Here is a 15,531-nt window from a genome sequence, read left to right on the forward strand (position 1 = left end):
TATGACCCCGGCCCTCCAGTTCTGTGCGGACCCGAGCGGCTTCACCCCGCTCCACTGACTCTGTTAGTTGAAGCTTCTGGCTGCTACCTTGGGCCCGACCCCGAGGAGGAGCCCCGTGCCGGAACCGACCCCCGCCCCCCGCCTGACCGTGTCCCTGGGCTTCTGGCAGGACCGCCCCGCGAACGAGGCGCTGCGGACCGCCGACGCCGCCGACGGGTTCGGCTACGACGAGCTCTGGGTGGGCGAGATGGCGACCTACGACGCCTTCGCCCTCGCCTCCGCCATCGGCCTCCGGACCGAGCGGATCAGGCCGACCGTGGGGCCGCTGGCCGTCGCCGTGCGGGACCCCATGACGATCGCGCGGGGCGTCGCGTCCGTCGCGGACCTGACGGGGCGGAGGGTGGACGTCGCGCTCGGGACGTCCAGCCCGATGGTCGTGGAGGCCTGGCACGGACGCGACCGCGGCCGGTCGGTGACCCGGCTCCGGGAGTCCGCCACCGTGCTGCGGGAACTCCTCGACGGCGGCAAGCCCTCCTTCGCGGGCGAGACCGTCACCACCCGCGGCTACCACCTGCGGCTGGACGCGCCGAAGTCGGAGCTGACCGTGGCGGCGTTCGGGGACTCCGCCGTGCGGACCGCCGGCGCCCACGCCGACCGGATGGTCCTCAACCTCATCACGCCGGAGTCCGCGGCGGCCCTCGTCGGGAAGCTCCGCGAGGCCGCGGCGGAGGCGGGACGTCCCATGCCGAAGGTCGCCGCATGGGTCACCGCGGCCGTCGACCCGTCGGAAGAGGCGGTCGAGCAGATCAGGCGGGCCGTCGTCGGATACCTGGCGGCTCCCGGCTACGGGGAGATGTTCATCGAGGCGGGGTTCGGGGACGTCGTCGCGCTGGCCCGCACCCGGCCGCATCCGCGGGAACTGCTCGCGGCCGTGCCCGTGGAACTGGTCCAGGCCGTCGGCTTGGTGGGCGACGAGGCGACGGTCCGCGAGAAGATCGCGGAGTACGCGCGCGCCGGCGTCGACGAGATCGCGCTCATCCCGGCCTCCGTGGACGCCGACCCCTGCGGGAAGGCCACCTTGGAGGCGCTCAGCCCGTCGCGCTGAGCGGATCGCACCAAGCCCGCCCGAACGAGTCGCAGGCCCTTGGCGGACCGTACGAATGGTGAGGTTCGTGTAACGCGCCCGAATCAATACCGGTCATTCGATGCAACAGGTTCTCCTTAGCGTCGCCTCACGCAGCATGTGAGACCCCCTGATCGGAGCCCCCCTGTGACGTACGCCTTCGACCGCCGCACGCTTCTGCGCGGCGGACTGCTCGCCTCCGGACTGTTCGTCGCCGCCCCCCTGCTGGCCGCCTGCGGAAGCGACGACGAGAACGTGTCCGCCGAAGGCGGGATCGGAGAGGGGAGCCTGCGCTTCTCCTGGGTGAAGAACGTCGAGTTCGCCGGCGCCTACCTCGCCGACACCAACGGCTACTACAAGGCCGAGGGCTTCAGCTCCTTCGAGCTGATCGGCGGCGGCCCGACCGCGACCCCGGCCGAGACCGACGTGCTCACAGGCAAGGCGATGGTCGGCATCAGCGCCCCCGACACGGTCGCCGCCGCCGTCCTCAAGGGCGGCCAGCTGAAGATCATCGGCGCGGAGTACCAGAAGAACCCGTTCGCGATCATGTCGATGGCGAGCAACCCGATCAAGAGCGCCAAGGACATGATCGGCAAGAAGATCGGCGTCCAGGCCACCAACGAGGCGATCTGGGCGGCGTTCCTCAAGGCCAACAAGATCGACCCCGCGAGCATCACCAAGGTGCCCGTGCAGTTCGACCCGCTGCCGCTGACCACCGGCACCGTCGACGGGTGGATGTCCTTCGTCACCAACGAGCCGAACGCGCTGCGCGTCAAGGGGTTCGAGGTCGAGACGTTCCTGTTCGCCGACGAGAACTACCCGCTGGTCAGCGAGGTGTTCGTCGTCGCCGACAAGACGATCAAGGAGCGCCGGCCCGCGCTCAAGGCGTTCCTGCGCGCCGAGGCCAAGGGCTGGCGCGACAGCCTCAAGGACCCCGAGGCCGGCGCCAAGCTCGCCGTCGAGAAGTACGGCAAGGACCTCGGGCTCGACCTGGAGGAGCAGATCCTGTCGTCCAAGGACCAGAACGAGCTGCTCCTCACCGCGGACACCAAGAAGAACGGCCTGTTCAGCATCACGCCCGAACTCGTCGCCAAGAACATCGAGACCCTCAAGTTCGCCGGGCTCGAGGTGACCGCCGAGCAGCTCTTCGACATGAGCCTCCTCGAAGAGGTCTACAAGGAGGACCCGAGCCTCGTCGAAGGACTCTGATGACCGAGAGCTCTGAGGGCATCAGCCTCACCGGCCTGTCCAAGGAGTTCAAGCTGGGCCGCAGGTCCGTCACCGCCCTCAAGGGCGTGGACCTGCGGACCCCGCAGGGCTCCTTCCTCTCGCTGCTGGGCCCGTCCGGTTGCGGCAAGTCCACGGTCCTGCGCATCCTCGCGGGCCTGGAGAAGCCGACGTCGGGCGAGGCCCTGCTGCACGGCGAACCTCCCGCGACCGCCCGCGACAAGCACCACCTGGGCATCGCCTTCCAGGACTCGGCCCTGCTGCCCTGGCGCAGCGTCACCGCCAACATCCGCCTCCCGCTGGAGGTCTCCGGCATCAGGCCGGCCGCGAACCAGATCAGCGACCTGATCAAGCTGGTCGGGCTGGAGGGCTTCGAGAAGGCCCGGCCCGCCCAGCTCTCCGGCGGTATGCGGCAGCGCGTCGCGATCGCCCGCGCCCTGGTCGTCGAACCGCAGGTCCTGCTGCTCGACGAGCCCTTCGGCGCGCTCGACGACATGACCCGGCAGCGTCTCAACCTCGAACTGCAGCGCATCTGGAGCGAACGCGCGGTGACCACCCTGCTGGTCACGCACAGCATCTCCGAAGCGGTCTTCCTCAGCGACGTCGTCGCGGTCATGAGCCCGCGTCCGGGCACCGTCATCGCCGAGGTCCCCGTCGAGCTGCCGCGGCCGCGCACCCCCGACGTCATGCGCACCCCGGAGTTCCACGCCTACCAGGACAAGCTCTCGGAGCTGCTGTTCGGGCCGGGGACCGAGCCGGGGGCAGGATCCGGGGAAGGGACATGAGGAAGTCTCTCGCGGGCCTCCTCGGCCTCCTCGGCCTGTACCTCGCGTGGGAGCTGGCCGCGCTGACCGTCACCGGGAACGCCGTGCCGAACCCGCGGGACACCTTCGCCCAGCTCCTCGAGGACGGCTGGGACTACTACGGCCCGCACATCGAGGGGACCGGCTGGGAGGCCCTCCGCGGCTTCTTCTGGGGCAACCTCATCGCGGTCGGGCTGGCCGTCCTGGTGATCCTGGCGCCGCCGCTGGAACGCGTCGTCACCCAGATCGGGGTCGCGTCCTACTGCCTGCCGATCATCGCGGTCGGGCCGATCCTCACGATCGTCCTCGAGGACGACGCCCCCATGGTCGCGATGGCCGCGCTCCAGGTGCTGTTCACCACCCTCATCGGGGTCCTGGCCGGGCTGCGCGCCGCCGACAGGTCCAGCCTGGAGCTCGTCCAGGCCTACGGCGGCGGGCGGTGGGCGCAGCTCGTCAAGGTCCGGCTGATCGCGGCGCTGCCGTCCAGCTTCGCCGCGTTGAAGATCGCCGCGCCGTCGGCGGTGCTCGGCGCGATGATCGGCGAGTTCCTCGGCCGGGTCGACCAGGGCCTCGGGCTGGCCATGGTCGTCGCCCAGCAGCAGCTGGCGACCGAACGGACCTGGGGCGTCGCGCTCGTCGCGGGCCTCCTCGCCGGCGGCGGCTACGCGGTCGTCGCCCTGGTCGCCCGGTTCGCGACCCCCTGGGAACGGAAGATCTCGTGATCTGGAAGAGAACCCTCGCCACCCTGTCGTCGACGCTGATGTCGGCGGGCGTCTCGCTGGCCCTCGTCCTGGGCGCGTGGCTCGCCTTCATCGAGTACTTCTCGGTCAACCCGATGGTCGTGCGCAGCCCCCTGGACGTCTGGGCCTACCTGTTCACCCAGGAGGAGGCGGCCGCGCACCGGTCGCTGGTCTGGGAGGGGCTCCGGATCACCCTGGTCGACGCGGGCTTCGGCCTGGTCGCCGGGCTGGTCGCGGCCACCGTCGTGGCGATGCTCTTCGTGCTGTCGACCGCCGCAGAACAGGCCTTCCTCCCCGTCGCGATGATCATGCGGAGCGTGCCGCTGGTCGCGATGACCCCGGTGATCACCCTGATCTTCGGCCGGGAGCTGCTGGCGACGACCGTCATCTGCGGCATCGTGGTCTTCTTCCCGGCCCTGGTGAACATCGTCCTGGGCCTGCGCTCGGCGTCCCCGCAGTCCGTCGACCTCGTCCGCGCCTACGGAGGCGGCACCTGGACGGCCCTGCGCAAGGTCCTCATCCCCTCCGCCCTGCCGTCCTTCTTCACCTCCGCCCGCATCTCCGCCCCGGGCGCCATCGTCGGCGCGATGCTCGCCGAATGGCTCGCCACCGGCAAGGGCCTCGGCTACCGCATGCTCCAGGACGTCAGCACCTTCGAGTCCGACGACCTGTGGACCTCCGTCGTCGTCATCACCCTGGCGTCCCTGCTGATCTACTCCCTGATCGGCATCGTCGAGAACATCGTCCTCGCCCGCTTCGGCCGGGTCCAGAACTGATCCGGAGCGGGAGGAGGCCTCAGGACCGGTACCGCCGGTTGACCCGGATCAGCGGCTCGGCCTTCTCGAGGTAGTCGACCCCGAGCACCTCGGCCACGACCAGGACGTGGTCCCCCGCGGGGATCCGCAGCCGGGTCTCGCACTCCACCGCGGCCAGCCCGCCCTCGATGATCAGAGCCTCGCTCCTGGGCCCCCGGTGGGAGTCCTGCCCCCCGAGCAGCAGCCGGGCCGAAGGCCTCCCCTCCGCCGCGAACCTCCCGGCCAGCGCGCGCTGGCCGGCGGAGAGCACCGTGACGGCCCACCGCGGGCTCCGGTGCAGGACCTCGCACATGTAGGAGGCCGCGAGCACGCTGATCAACACCATCGGCGGGTCCAGCGACACCGAGGTGAACGCCGTGACGGTGCTCCCGATGTCGTCCCGGCCCTCCTTGACGGTCACCACGGTGACACCGGTGGCGAAGGAGGCCAGCGCGGCGGTGAAGTCCTGCGGTGTGATCAACCTTCGCTCCCCGGGGTCAACGGTCGTGGCGCCGCTCCCGCGCGGTCAGCGCGGCTCCCACACTCCGGGGAGCACCAGCGGCCCCGCCGCGGGCAGCCCCAGCTGGGCGGCGAGCCCCGCCAGGGAGCCCCAGCCGGAGAAGCGGGCGGTGGCGGCGGTGCGGTCCTCGCTGGACTCCGCGGGCCGGAACCGGTCGAGCGGCGAGACGTGGGGCAGGGAGCGCACCGGGGCGTCCACGGGCAGGCCCGCCTTCTTGCGGGCGAGGTCCAGCGCCCGGTCCAGGCCGCCCAGCTCGTCGACGAGCCCGCGTTCCGCCGCGTCGGAGCCGGTCCACACGCGTCCGCGCGCGAGCCTCTCCAGGTCGGGGAGGTCCATGCCGCGCCCCTGGGCGGCCTTGGCGGTGAAGTCCGCGTAGATCCGGTCGAGGGAGTGGTCGAGCCGCTCCCACTCGCTCTCGGTGAAGTCCCTGGTGGTGGAGTTGATCTGCGCGTGCCGCCCGAACGCGGCGTCCCCGAAGCTCACCCCGAGGCGCGCCATCAGCTCGCTGACGACGGGCTTGCCGGAGTACACGCCGATCGAGCCGGTGAGCGTGCCGGGCTGCGCGACGATTCGGTCGGCGGCCATCGCGATGAAGTACCCGCCGGACGCCGCCAGGTTCCCCATGGACACCACGACGGGCTTGCCGGCCTTCCGCGCCAGGTTCACCTCGCGCCAGATCACGTCGGAGGCCACGTAGGAGCCGCCGGGGCTGTTCACCCGCATGACGATCGCCTTGATCTTCGGGTCCCGCACCGCGGCCCGGATCGCCGACGCGAGCGTGTCGGACCCGACGGCGCCGCCCTGGCCGGGCACCGCCCCCCGGCCGGACCGCCCCAGCCTGATCATCCCGTGCGCCTGGACCAGCGCGACGGCCTCCTTCGCGCCGCCCGTCTGGAGCCGTCCGGAGATGCCGGACCGGTTGTACCGGGAGACGTACTGCAACCGGGCATCCCGTCCGGCCGTGTTCCGGAGGTGGGCGTACACCTCGTCCCGGTAGCCGAGCTCGTCGACCAGCCCGCCCTCGAGCGCCTCGGACGCGCTCAGCGGCGCCCGGTCGATCAGCTCGCGCACCTTGTCCGCGGAGAGGCCGCGGGCCTCCGCGACGCCGGAGACGATCTGCTCTCCGAGGGAGGCGACCATCCGCTGGGACGCCTCGGCGTGCTCCTCGGTGTAGTCCCGCTCCAGGAAGGTGTTGGGCGCCGTCTTGTACTCGGCCCGCTTGCCGAACCGGAAGGTGACGCCGGCCTTGTCGAGCGCGTCCTTGACGAACGGCTCGGACAGCGCGACGCCGGTGATCCCGGCGTCGCCCGAAGGCTGGAGGTAGATCTTCTCGAAGGCCGTGGCCAGGTAGTAGGCGGAGGTGCCCTGCCCGGTCTCGCCGAACGTCTCGGTCCAGGCGACGGTCAGTTTGCCCGCGGCCCTGAACTCGGCGACGGCCTCGCGCAGCTCCTGGGCGAGGGCCAGCCCGACCTGCCCGCTGACCTTGGCGACCAGCGCCTTGACCCGGGGGTCCCGCCGGGCCTTGCGCAGCCCGTCCAGCACGTCCCGCAGGTGCACGCGGCGGGTGCCCATCAGGGCGCTCACCGGGTCCTGGTGCACGCCTTCGACGATTCCGTCCGAGAGGTCCAGTTCCAGGACCAGCGGGGCGTGGCGTCGCTCACGCAGGTCTTTGACCGTGTCCAGTGCCTTCAGCGGATCCACCATGGCCCAACACTACGCGCCGTCGATGACCTTCCGTGCCCTGGCGAAGACCTGGTTCCCGGTGACGCTCGCGGTGGCGACGGCGCAGGGCACGTCGTCGGAGTCGAGCAGCCTCGCGGCGGAGACCGTGCGGGAGCGGCCCGAGTGGGTGACGGTCCCGACGACGGAGTAGGAGGCCCCGGCCTGCACGGCCCGCAGATAGTCGATGTTCAGGTTGAGCGTCAGCTGCGGGATGAAGACGTCTCCGAGGCTGGCGGCCGCCAGGCAGACGGCGTTGTCGAGGATCGTGGCGATGAACCCGCCGTGGACGATGCCCCCGGGGTTGCAGAGCTTCGCGTCGGGGCTCCAGGCCAGCTCGACCCGGCCGGGTTCGGCCTTGACGATCCTCTGCCCGATGTAGTCGGACACGTCGGTCACTTGAGGGAACCTCCCGTCACCGATGGCCTGGATGAGCTCGGCCCCGGTGAGGGTGTCCCAGAGTTCTGCTTCTGACACGTACGCGAGGGTAACTAACGTCCGGTCCCCGCGCCTCCGCGCCCCCGCTCACCCGTCCTTGCTGAGGCTGGCGGGACCGCTGGTCACCGGACCCGCCGAATACGCCATCGACAGGCCCTCCCCCTCGGGGCTCAGCCGCACCGTGCCGCCGGGGCAGTCGGGGTCCTCGTCGGTCAGGTCCAGTTCCAGCTGGTCCTCCCGGACGGCCTTGACGCCCAGCGTCCCGTTGCACGCCTTGTCGCCCAGGAGCTGGGAGTCACCGGACGTCTGGCCCTCGAAGAGGACCAGCTTCACCTCGTAGTACCGGCTGTCGCCCTCGGCGTCCTGGATCTCCAGTCCGCCCGACCAGGTCCCGGCGAACTCCAGGGGGATCGTGCTCCCTTCCCCCTCCCCCGGAAGCACGCCCTTGTCCCGCAGCTCCTGGTAGCCGAACCAGCCGCCCGCGGCCAGCACCGCCGCCAGCGTCAGGAGCACCAGGGGCGTCTTGGACCGGCGCCGCCGCGGCACGCGCACGCCCGGCGGATAGAACGGCTGCGGGCTCATCGGCGGCGGGGTGACGGGAGGCGGCAAGGTGGGCTGCGGGACGGGCGGCGGGGTCACCGGCGGCCGGTCGACGGTCTCGTCCGTCCGGGACCACGACGGGGCGAACGGCGTCGGAGCCGGGGTCGCCGGGCCCTCGTGCGGCCCGTCGTGCTCCAGGTCCGCCTCCAGCTCGTCCCGCAACTGGCGGGCGGTGGGCCGCAGCGCCGGGTTTTTGTCCAGGCAGCGCCGCAGCAGCGGCTCGAACGCCTCCAGCCCGTGTCCCAGCCGGGGTTCGGCGTGCATGATCCGGCCGAGGATGACCGCGACGTTGTCCCCGTCGCCGTCGAACGGCCCGAAGGGCGGGTATCCGGTCGCGGCGAACACCATCGTGCACGCCCAAGCCCACACGTCGGACGCCTTGCCCGCCGGCTGCCCCTGCAGCTGCTCGGGCGCGATGTAGGAGGGCGTGCCGACGAGCTGCCCGCCCTGGGTGTGCTGGTCGACGGGGCGGGCGATGCCGAAGTCGACGACGCGGGGCCCGTCCGGGCCGAGGAGGACGTTGGCGGGTTTGAGGTCGCGGTGCACCACCCCGGAGCCGTGGACGGTCACGAGCGCCTGGGCGGTGAAGGCCAGCAGCCGCTCCAGGTCCCCGCCGCGCAGCGGACCCTGGGCGGCGACCCGGTCGAACAGGGACGGCCCGTCGACGAACTCGCTGACCACGAAGGGTCGGGTGCCCTCGAAGGAGTAGTCGACGACGCGGGCGATGCAGTACTGCAGCCGCACCCGCTGGACGGCGTTCATCTCGCGTTCGAGCCGCTCGCGGGCCTCGGCGTCGGCGGCCTTGAGCACCTTCACCGCGACCTTCTCCTGGCTCTGGGAGTCACGCCCCAGGTAGACGATGCCCTGGCCGCCCTCACCGAGCCGTTTCAGCAGGAAGAACCGGCCGAGGGCGCGCGGGTCTTCGGGTCTGAGGGGTTCGGGCGTCGCGGTCATGGGATGCCTCCAGGGTTCGTGCCGCTCCCAGCTTGCCCTGTCCTCGGCGTTACAAGGTAGGCGTCCGGCCTGATCTTCGATCACGGCTCGGCTACTCTGCCGGACGTGGACGGCGATGGCTTCACCCGGTGCGAGCGCGGCCACATGCACTGGGGCCGGTTCGGGGCCGCGGGCCTGCTGGTGTTCAGCGGAGGCCACGTGCTGCTCCAGCAGCGCGCGTGGTGGTGCAACGGCGGCGGCACGTGGTGTCTTTTCGGCGGCGGGCGGAACGCGGGCGAGGACCCGGTGGCGGCGGCGCTGCGGGAGACGACGGAGGAGAGTTCCCTGGACGTCTCCGCCGTGCGCCTGCACGGGCGGATCCATGACGACCACGGCGGCTGGTCCTACACGACGATGGTCGGCTCGCTCCAGGACCGCCCGAAGGTCCGCGGGGCGTCCAGCGAGACGAAGGCGGCCCGCTGGGTCCCGGTCTCCGAGGTGGACACGCTGCGCCTGTTCGCGCCCTTCGGCGAGGCCTGGCCTACGCTGCGCTCCATGCTCACCCGTGTGGTCCTGATCGTGGACGCCGCCAACGTCATGGGCTCCCGCCCCGACGGCTGGTGGCGCGACAGGCTGGGCGCGGCCCGGCGGCTGCGCGACGCGCTGGCCGGGCTGGGCCCGGTCTCGCTGGGCCCGTTCGACGAGGCCTATCCGGAGCTGGTGCTGGTGGTGGAGGGCGCGGCCCGGGCGCTGGAGGGCTCCGCGGGCGTGCGGGTCGTCGCCGCCCCCGGCAGCGGGGACGACGAGATCGTCCGGCAGATCGGCCAGGACCCGCACCAGTACCACGTGGTGGTCACCGCCGACCGCGAGCTGCGCCGCCGGTGCGAGGAGGCGGGCGCCGAGGTCGTCGGCCCGCGCTGGCTGCTGGACAGGATCGGCTGAGCCGGGCCTACAGGTCCAGGGAGTAGTCCAGGACCACCCGGTCCGCCGGGATGACGATGTCCCGGCACACCTCCAGGACGCGGTCTCCGGAGAACATCCGCCGAGTGATGGTGACGACGGGCGTCCCGCCCGCCATCCGCAGCGTCTCGACCTCCTCCGGGGTGGGCATCCGGGCCCGGACCGCCTCCTCGACGCGGGTGGGCGGGTGGCCGAGATAGGACAGCTGCGCGGGGGTGCCCCCGGGCCACGGCTCCCGTTCGGGGTCGGCGACGGGGGTGCCGCCGACGAGGTCCCACGGCAGGTAGTTGACGGAGATCTGCTGGGGTTCGCCGCGCGCCCAGAACACGAACCGGCGCCGCAGGAGGTCCGTCCCGGCGGGGAGGGCGAACAGCGCGGCGAGTTCGGCGTCGGCGCGGACGCCGCGGTACTCGCGGTCGAGCCGGTACTCGCTCCAGCCGATCCGCTGGTCGTGGGTGAAGGAGGTGGCGGGCGCGGTGAGCGGCCCGGTCTCCACCCGGTAGCGCTCCATGGCCACCCGCCTGACCGGTGGCCGGATGCGGACGACGGTGCCGCCGCCGCGCCGGGTCTCCACGAGCCCCTCGCCGCGCAGGACCGCCACCGCCTGGCGGGCCACGATCTCGGAGACTCCGTGCTCCGCGGCCAGTACCGCGAGGGTGGGGAGCCGCGAGCCGGGGGGATGGGCGCCGTCCCGAATTCCCTTTCTGAGCTCATCAGCGATCCGGATATAGGCGGGTTTCGGCACCGGCGACACCTCCCTGTCGGACCGCCGGGGGAATGTTGCTGTTACTTGAAGCTTGACGGTTCTCTCTACGCGTATCACTTTTGTATACGGAATGAGTCGTTCGGGGAAGGGACCACCCTGATGGTGGACTTCGCAGACCTCAAGGCGAGCATCGAGGCGGAACATCCGGGCTGGGTGGTGTGGCGGAGCGACGCCGGCCGGTGGTATGCCACCCGCAGCGGAGACCTGACGGACGCCCAGCTCGGCGCGGGCCTGGCGATGACCCTGGCGTCCGATGACGAGCAGGGCCTGCGCGACCAGCTGGACGGGCAGGCTCGGGCGGACGCCGGAGGCTGAACGCCCCGGCGGAGGAGATGGGGGGAGATCCCGGCCCGCCCCGGAGCGCAGGGACGGAGCGGGCCGGGGTCGTCACGCGTGTTCTTTCGGCGTCCCAAGTGACATAAGAGTACGGTTCAGGTAAGTATTCACGCTCGGCCAGAGAAGGCTCTTCGCGAACCAGAGCAAACGGTTGAACGTTCTAAGTGAAAAGCAACCGACTCTGGAGGGTCAGTGAAAGGCCAGCCGTCTCCGACCTCCGTCACTCCCCCGTTGGTCTCCCCGCGCCGCGGCCGTCACGGCCGCCGCACCCCCGCATGGACGATCGCACTGGTCGCCGCCCTCCTCGGAGTCGCCGTCTCCTCCGCAGTGCTCTACTTCGGCCGGGGTCAGGACCCCGCCGCGATCCTCGACGACGAGCCCGTCGGCAGCATCTCCGCGGGACCGCCCGGCGACTGGGCCGCCTGGGGGTTCACCCACACCCAGAAGAGCCTCGACGCCGAACCGGCGGCCGCGCCCGCGGTGCGCGCCCAGAAGATGCTGCAGGCCCAGCACATCATGGGGTTCGGCGCGGACAACCCGCAGCCGACCCCCGGACGGTACGACTGGTCGTCGCTGGACCGGCGGATGAAGGCGATCCGCGACACCGGCGGCGTCCCGGTCGTCACCCTGTGCTGCGCGCCCGACTGGATGAAGGGCGGCCCGGCCGGCGCGACCGACTGGAACCACCTGGAGGACTCGCCGCTGCCGGAGTTCTACGACGCGTTCGCCGAGCAGGCCGCCGCGGTCGCCCGGCGCTACCGGGACGTGCAGCACTTCTTCGTCTGGAACGAGTTCAAGGGCTTCTTCAACCGCGAGCGGAACCGCTGGGACTACGAGGGCTACACCCGGCTCTACAACAAGGTCTACACGGCGCTGAAGAAGGTGGACTCCGACCTCCAGGTCGGCGGCCCCTACATCCCGCTCAACAGCTACGCCGACGCGCACTCCGAGACGTCGGACGAGGTGAAGGGCCCGTGGGGCGCGGCCGACCGGCGCGGGCTGGAGGCCGTCGAGTACTGGATAGAGAACAAGGAGGGCGCGGACTTCATCGTGGTCGACGGCTCGTCCCTGCCGGAGGACCGCACGGCGCACGGCGACGAGTTCGCCGCGAACGCCAAGTTCGGCGCGCTCACCCGCTGGCTGCGCGCCAAGGAGGACCTGCCGGTGGTGTGGGCCGAGTGGTACGTCGAGCCGGAGAACTCCGGGTGGACCCCCGGCCGGCTGCACGCCGTCCAGGCCGCCGCGATGATCGAGTTCGCGCGGTCGGGGGCCGCGGGCGCGCTGTACTGGAGCCCGCAGGGCAGCCCCGGCGCCTGCATGGGCTGCCTGTGGACCTCCGACGGCAAGGCGCTTCCGTCACTGGAGATCCAGCAGAACTTCGCCCGCTGGTTCGCCCCCGGCACCGAACTGATGCAGGTTCCGGTGGCGGGCGCGACAGAAAAAGACCTGAAAGTGCTGGCCTCCGGCCGGCAACTGCTCGTGGTGAACGCGACCGGCCGGAGCCTGGCGGCTACGGTCGGTGGCGAAGAGCTCTCACTCCAGCCCTACGAGGTCAGGTGGATCGACCGTTGAACGCGAGTACGGACGTCGTCGGCGTCGACTTCTGGGCCCGGCCGCACGAGGAGCGGTACGCCGAGTTCGCCCGGCTGCGCGGCCTGAAGGAGCCCGTCTTCTTCACCGAGCCCCGGGTGCCCCTGGTCCGCGCGGGCAAGGGCTTCTACGCGCTGGTGCGGCACGCCGACGTCGTCGAGGTGAGCCGCGACACCAAGGCGTTCTCCAGCGAGCCCGCGGCGACGTCGCCGGAGCCGCCGCCGTGGATCGCCTGGCTGTTCGGCCGCCCCATGGTCAACATGGACGACCCCCGGCACGGGCGGCTGCGCCGGATCGTGTCGCGGGCATTCAGCCCGAAGATGCTGGGCGGCCTGGCCGGCGACGTCCAGGCCACCGCCACCCGCATCGTGGACGACGTGGAGCGCGAGGGTCCCCGGGACTTCGTCGAGCAGGTCGCCGCGAGGCTGCCCATCAACGTCATCTGCTCGATGATGGGCGTCCCGCCCGAGCGGCGGCCGTACGTGCTCGAACGCATCGACGTCATGACGGAGTACTCGGGGGTGCGCGGCTCGCTGTTCGACCCCCGGACGCTGCGACTGCTCGCGGGCAACCTGAAGGCCATCGTCGACCTGCACCGGCTGGTGGCGGGGATGGGGCGGGAGCGGCGCGGGAACCCCGGGGGCGACCTCGTCTCGGCGCTGGTCAACGCGAACGTCGACGGCGAGGCCCTGACCGTCCGGGAGCTCGGGAGCTTCTTCGACCTGCTGCTGGTGGCGGGCAACGAGACCAGCCGCAACGCGCTGTCGCACGGCATCAGGCTGTTCACCGAGCACCCCGAGCAGCGGGAGCTGCTGCTGGAGGACTACGACGCCAGGATCGGCCCGGCGATCGAGGAGATCGTGCGGTACACCTCTCCGATCATCCAGTTCCGGCGGACCGTGACCCGGCCGTACGAGCTGAACGGCCTGCGGCTCGAGCCGGGCGACAAGGTGGTGCTGTTCTATCCGGCCGCCAACCGCGACCCCGAGGTCTTCCCCGACCCTGACAAATTCGACATCACCCGCTCCCCCAACCCGCACGTCGGGTTCGGCGGGCCCGGCGCCCACCTGTGCCTGGGCGCCAACCTCGCCCGCATGGAGCTGAAGATCATGTTCCGGGAGCTGTTCACCCGGCTGCCGGACATCCGCACGACGGGCGAGCCGGAGTACCTGCTGTCCAACTTCGACAACGGGGTCGTCCGCCAGCCCTTCGCGTTCTGAGCCGCGCTCCGCCCGAGGGCGGTGCGCTCACTCGTCGGCCTCCCGGGCCCCCCGCGGCTCGGGAGGCTCCATCGGGATCTCCAGCCCGTGCTCGCCGGCCACCTCGACGGCCCGCGCGTAGCCGGCGTCGGCGTGCCGCAGCACCCCGATGCCGGGATCGTTGGTGAGGACCCGTTCGAGCTTCCGCGCGGCCAGCGGGGTCCCGTCGGCGACCGCGACCTGCCCGGCGTGCACCGAACGCCCCATCCCGACGCCGCCGCCCTGGTGGATCGACACCCAGGACGCGCCCGACGCGGTGTTGAGCATGGCGTTGAGCAGCGGCCAGTCGGCGATCGCGTCGGATCCGTCGAGCATGCCCTCGGTCTCGCGGTGCGGGGACGCCACCGAACCGCAGTCGAGGTGGTCGCGGCCGATGACGACCGGCGCGCTGATCCTCCCCTGCGCCACGAGCTCGTTGAACCGCAGTCCCGCCTTGTCGCGCTCGCCCTGGCCGAGCCAGCAGATCCGGGCGGGCAGGCCCTGGAAGCGCACCTTCTCCCGCGCCATCCGGATCCACCGGCCGAGGGACTCGTCGCGGGGGAAGAGGTCGAGGACGGCCCGGTCGGTGACGTCGATGTCCTTCGGGTCCCCCGACAGCGCCACCCAGCGGAAGGGGCCCTTCCCCTCGCAGAACAGCGGGCGCAGGTAGGCGGACACGAAGCCGGGGTAGGCGAAGGCGTGCTCGTACCCGGCCAGCCGGGCCTCGCCGCGCAGCGAGTTTCCGTAGTCGAAGACCTCCGCTCCGGCCTCCAGGAACCCGACCATCGCCTCGACGTGCCGGGCCATCGACTCGTGGGCCCGCATCGTGAGGCCGTCGGGGTCGCGTTCCCGCAGCGTGGAGAGCTCCTCGAAGGGCACCCCGGCCGGCAGGTAGCGCAGCGGGTCGTGGGCCGGGGTCTGGTCGGTGACGATGTCGACGGGGGCCCCGGCCGCCAGCAGCCGGGGGACGACCTCGGCGGCGTTGCCCAGCAGCGCGATCGACAGGGGCCGCTGGGCGTCCCTGGCGTGCAGGGCCAGGGACAGCGCCTCGGCCTCGGACTCGGTGCTCAGGTCGCAGTAGCCCTGGTCGATGCGGCGGGCGATCCTCGAGGGGTCGCATTCGACGCAGATCACCGCCCCGCCGTTCATGGTGACGGCCAGCGGCTGCGCCCCTCCCATGCCGCCGAGCCCCGCGGTGAGCGTGACCGTCCCGGCTAGGGTGCCGCCGAAGCGCCGGTCGGCGATGGCGGAGAAGGTCTCGTAGGTGCCCTGCAGCACGCCCTGGGTGCCGATGTAGATCCACGAGCCGGCGGTCATCTGCCCGTACATGATGAGCCCGAGCTCGTCCAGCCGCCGGAACTCCTCCCAGGTCGCCCACTCGGGCACCAGGTTGGTGTTGGCCAGCAGCACCCTCGGCGCCCACTCGTGGGTGCGGAAGACCCCGACGGGCTTGCCGGACTGGACGAGCAGGGTCTCGTCCTCGGCCAGGTCCGTCAGGCAGCGCACGAGCGCGGCGTACGCGCCGGGGCTGCGGGCGGCCTTGCCGCTCCCCCCGCAGACGATCAGCGACTCGGGGTGTTCGGCGACCTCGGGGTCGAGGTTGTTGGCGAGCATCCGCAGCGCGGCCTCCTGCGGCCACCCCCGGGCGCTCATCGCGGTGCCGCGGGCGGCGCGGACCGGGAAGTGCTCCATGCGGTCCTCCTGCCGTGAAGACGCCTCTGCCCTTGTCCTGCCCGTCCCCGGG

At 71.7% G+C, this 15,531-nt stretch carries 15 protein-coding genes; 9 read left to right on the plus strand and 6 right to left on the minus strand.

The window, feature by feature from the left end; translation table 11 throughout:
* Positions 1 to 115 precede the first annotated feature (115 nt).
* The 5 genes from ABD327_RS07045 (at position 116) to ABD327_RS07065 (ending at position 4,669) form a co-directional block, all read left to right on the plus strand.
* Positions 116 to 1,105: an LLM class F420-dependent oxidoreductase gene (locus ABD327_RS07045; RefSeq protein ID WP_344449382.1), complete on the plus strand. Its 990-nt coding sequence runs from the start codon at positions 116 to 118 to the stop codon at positions 1,103 to 1,105.
* Between the two features lie 165 nt (positions 1,106 to 1,270).
* A complete protein-coding gene (locus tag ABD327_RS07050; protein ID WP_344449383.1) occupies positions 1,271 to 2,332 on the plus strand; it encodes an ABC transporter substrate-binding protein in 1,062 nt (353 codons plus the stop codon).
* Complete coding sequence (locus ABD327_RS07055; protein WP_344449385.1) at positions 2,332 to 3,135, plus strand: ABC transporter ATP-binding protein; 804 nt, start codon at positions 2,332 to 2,334, stop codon at positions 3,133 to 3,135. Before ABD327_RS07050 ends, ABD327_RS07055 begins: the two co-directional genes overlap by 1 nt.
* Positions 3,132 to 3,875, plus strand: a complete 744-nt coding sequence (locus ABD327_RS07060; protein WP_344449387.1) for an ABC transporter permease — start codon at positions 3,132 to 3,134, stop codon at positions 3,873 to 3,875. Before ABD327_RS07055 ends, ABD327_RS07060 begins: the two co-directional genes overlap by 4 nt.
* A complete protein-coding gene (locus ABD327_RS07065; RefSeq protein ID WP_344449388.1) occupies positions 3,872 to 4,669 on the plus strand; it encodes an ABC transporter permease in 798 nt (265 codons plus the stop codon). Before ABD327_RS07060 ends, ABD327_RS07065 begins: the two co-directional genes overlap by 4 nt.
* A 19-nt stretch (positions 4,670 to 4,688) precedes the next feature.
* Here the strand turns inward: ABD327_RS07065 and ABD327_RS07070 are convergent, their stop codons facing one another.
* Genes ABD327_RS07070 through ABD327_RS07085 form a run of 4 tightly spaced genes read right to left on the minus strand, consistent with a single transcriptional unit; the run spans position 4,689 to position 8,918 of the window.
* Positions 4,689 to 5,168 (minus strand): flavin reductase family protein, encoded by a 480-nt coding sequence (locus ABD327_RS07070; protein WP_344449390.1) that lies wholly within the window; start codon positions 5,166 to 5,168, stop codon positions 4,689 to 4,691.
* Positions 5,169 to 5,213: 45 nt separating this feature from the next.
* Positions 5,214 to 6,911 carry a signal peptide peptidase SppA gene (gene sppA, locus ABD327_RS07075; RefSeq protein ID WP_344449391.1) on the minus strand — a complete coding sequence of 566 codons (1,698 nt, stop codon included), beginning with the start codon at positions 6,909 to 6,911 and terminating at the stop codon, positions 5,214 to 5,216.
* Between the two features lie 9 nt (positions 6,912 to 6,920).
* Positions 6,921 to 7,403 carry a PaaI family thioesterase gene (locus ABD327_RS07080; protein ID WP_344449392.1) on the minus strand — a complete coding sequence of 161 codons (483 nt, stop codon included), beginning with the start codon at positions 7,401 to 7,403 and terminating at the stop codon, positions 6,921 to 6,923.
* A 48-nt stretch (positions 7,404 to 7,451) separates the two neighbouring features.
* Positions 7,452 to 8,918, minus strand: coding sequence for a serine/threonine-protein kinase (locus ABD327_RS07085; RefSeq protein WP_344449393.1), 1,467 nt, complete (start codon positions 8,916 to 8,918; stop codon positions 7,452 to 7,454).
* Between the two features lie 105 nt (positions 8,919 to 9,023).
* Here ABD327_RS07085 and ABD327_RS07090 point away from each other — a divergent pair, with 105 nt between their 5' ends.
* On the plus strand, positions 9,024 to 9,839 hold the full coding sequence (locus ABD327_RS07090; protein WP_344449394.1) for an NUDIX hydrolase: 816 nt from the start codon (positions 9,024 to 9,026) through the stop codon (positions 9,837 to 9,839).
* A 7-nt stretch (positions 9,840 to 9,846) separates the two neighbouring features.
* Here the strand turns inward: ABD327_RS07090 and ABD327_RS07095 are convergent, their stop codons facing one another.
* The gene (locus ABD327_RS07095; RefSeq protein WP_344449395.1) at positions 9,847 to 10,602 is read right to left on the minus strand and encodes a GntR family transcriptional regulator; all 756 of its coding nucleotides are present in this window, start codon (positions 10,600 to 10,602) and stop codon (positions 9,847 to 9,849) included.
* 120 nt (positions 10,603 to 10,722) lie between these two features.
* Here ABD327_RS07095 and ABD327_RS07100 point away from each other — a divergent pair, with 120 nt between their 5' ends.
* The 3 genes from ABD327_RS07100 (at position 10,723) to ABD327_RS07110 (ending at position 13,769) form a co-directional block, all read left to right on the plus strand.
* The gene (locus tag ABD327_RS07100; protein WP_344449396.1) at positions 10,723 to 10,938 is read left to right on the plus strand and encodes a hypothetical protein; all 216 of its coding nucleotides are present in this window, start codon (positions 10,723 to 10,725) and stop codon (positions 10,936 to 10,938) included.
* A 252-nt stretch (positions 10,939 to 11,190) separates the two neighbouring features.
* Positions 11,191 to 12,531 carry a GH39 family glycosyl hydrolase gene (locus tag ABD327_RS07105; RefSeq protein ID WP_344449397.1) on the plus strand — a complete coding sequence of 447 codons (1,341 nt, stop codon included), beginning with the start codon at positions 11,191 to 11,193 and terminating at the stop codon, positions 12,529 to 12,531.
* Positions 12,528 to 13,769, plus strand: coding sequence for a cytochrome P450 (locus tag ABD327_RS07110; RefSeq protein WP_344449398.1), 1,242 nt, complete (start codon positions 12,528 to 12,530; stop codon positions 13,767 to 13,769). The genes ABD327_RS07105 and ABD327_RS07110 overlap by 4 nt, the downstream gene beginning before the upstream one ends.
* Before the next feature lie 27 nt (positions 13,770 to 13,796).
* Here ABD327_RS07110 and hutU read toward each other — a convergent pair whose 3' ends face one another.
* Positions 13,797 to 15,479: a urocanate hydratase gene (gene hutU / locus ABD327_RS07115; RefSeq protein ID WP_344449399.1), complete on the minus strand. Its 1,683-nt coding sequence runs from the start codon at positions 15,477 to 15,479 to the stop codon at positions 13,797 to 13,799.
* Positions 15,480 to 15,531 lie beyond the last annotated feature (52 nt).

The organism is Actinocorallia aurantiaca (genome assembly GCF_039533685.1).
GTDB classification, from domain to species: domain Bacteria; phylum Actinomycetota; class Actinomycetes; order Streptosporangiales; family Streptosporangiaceae; genus Actinocorallia; species Actinocorallia aurantiaca.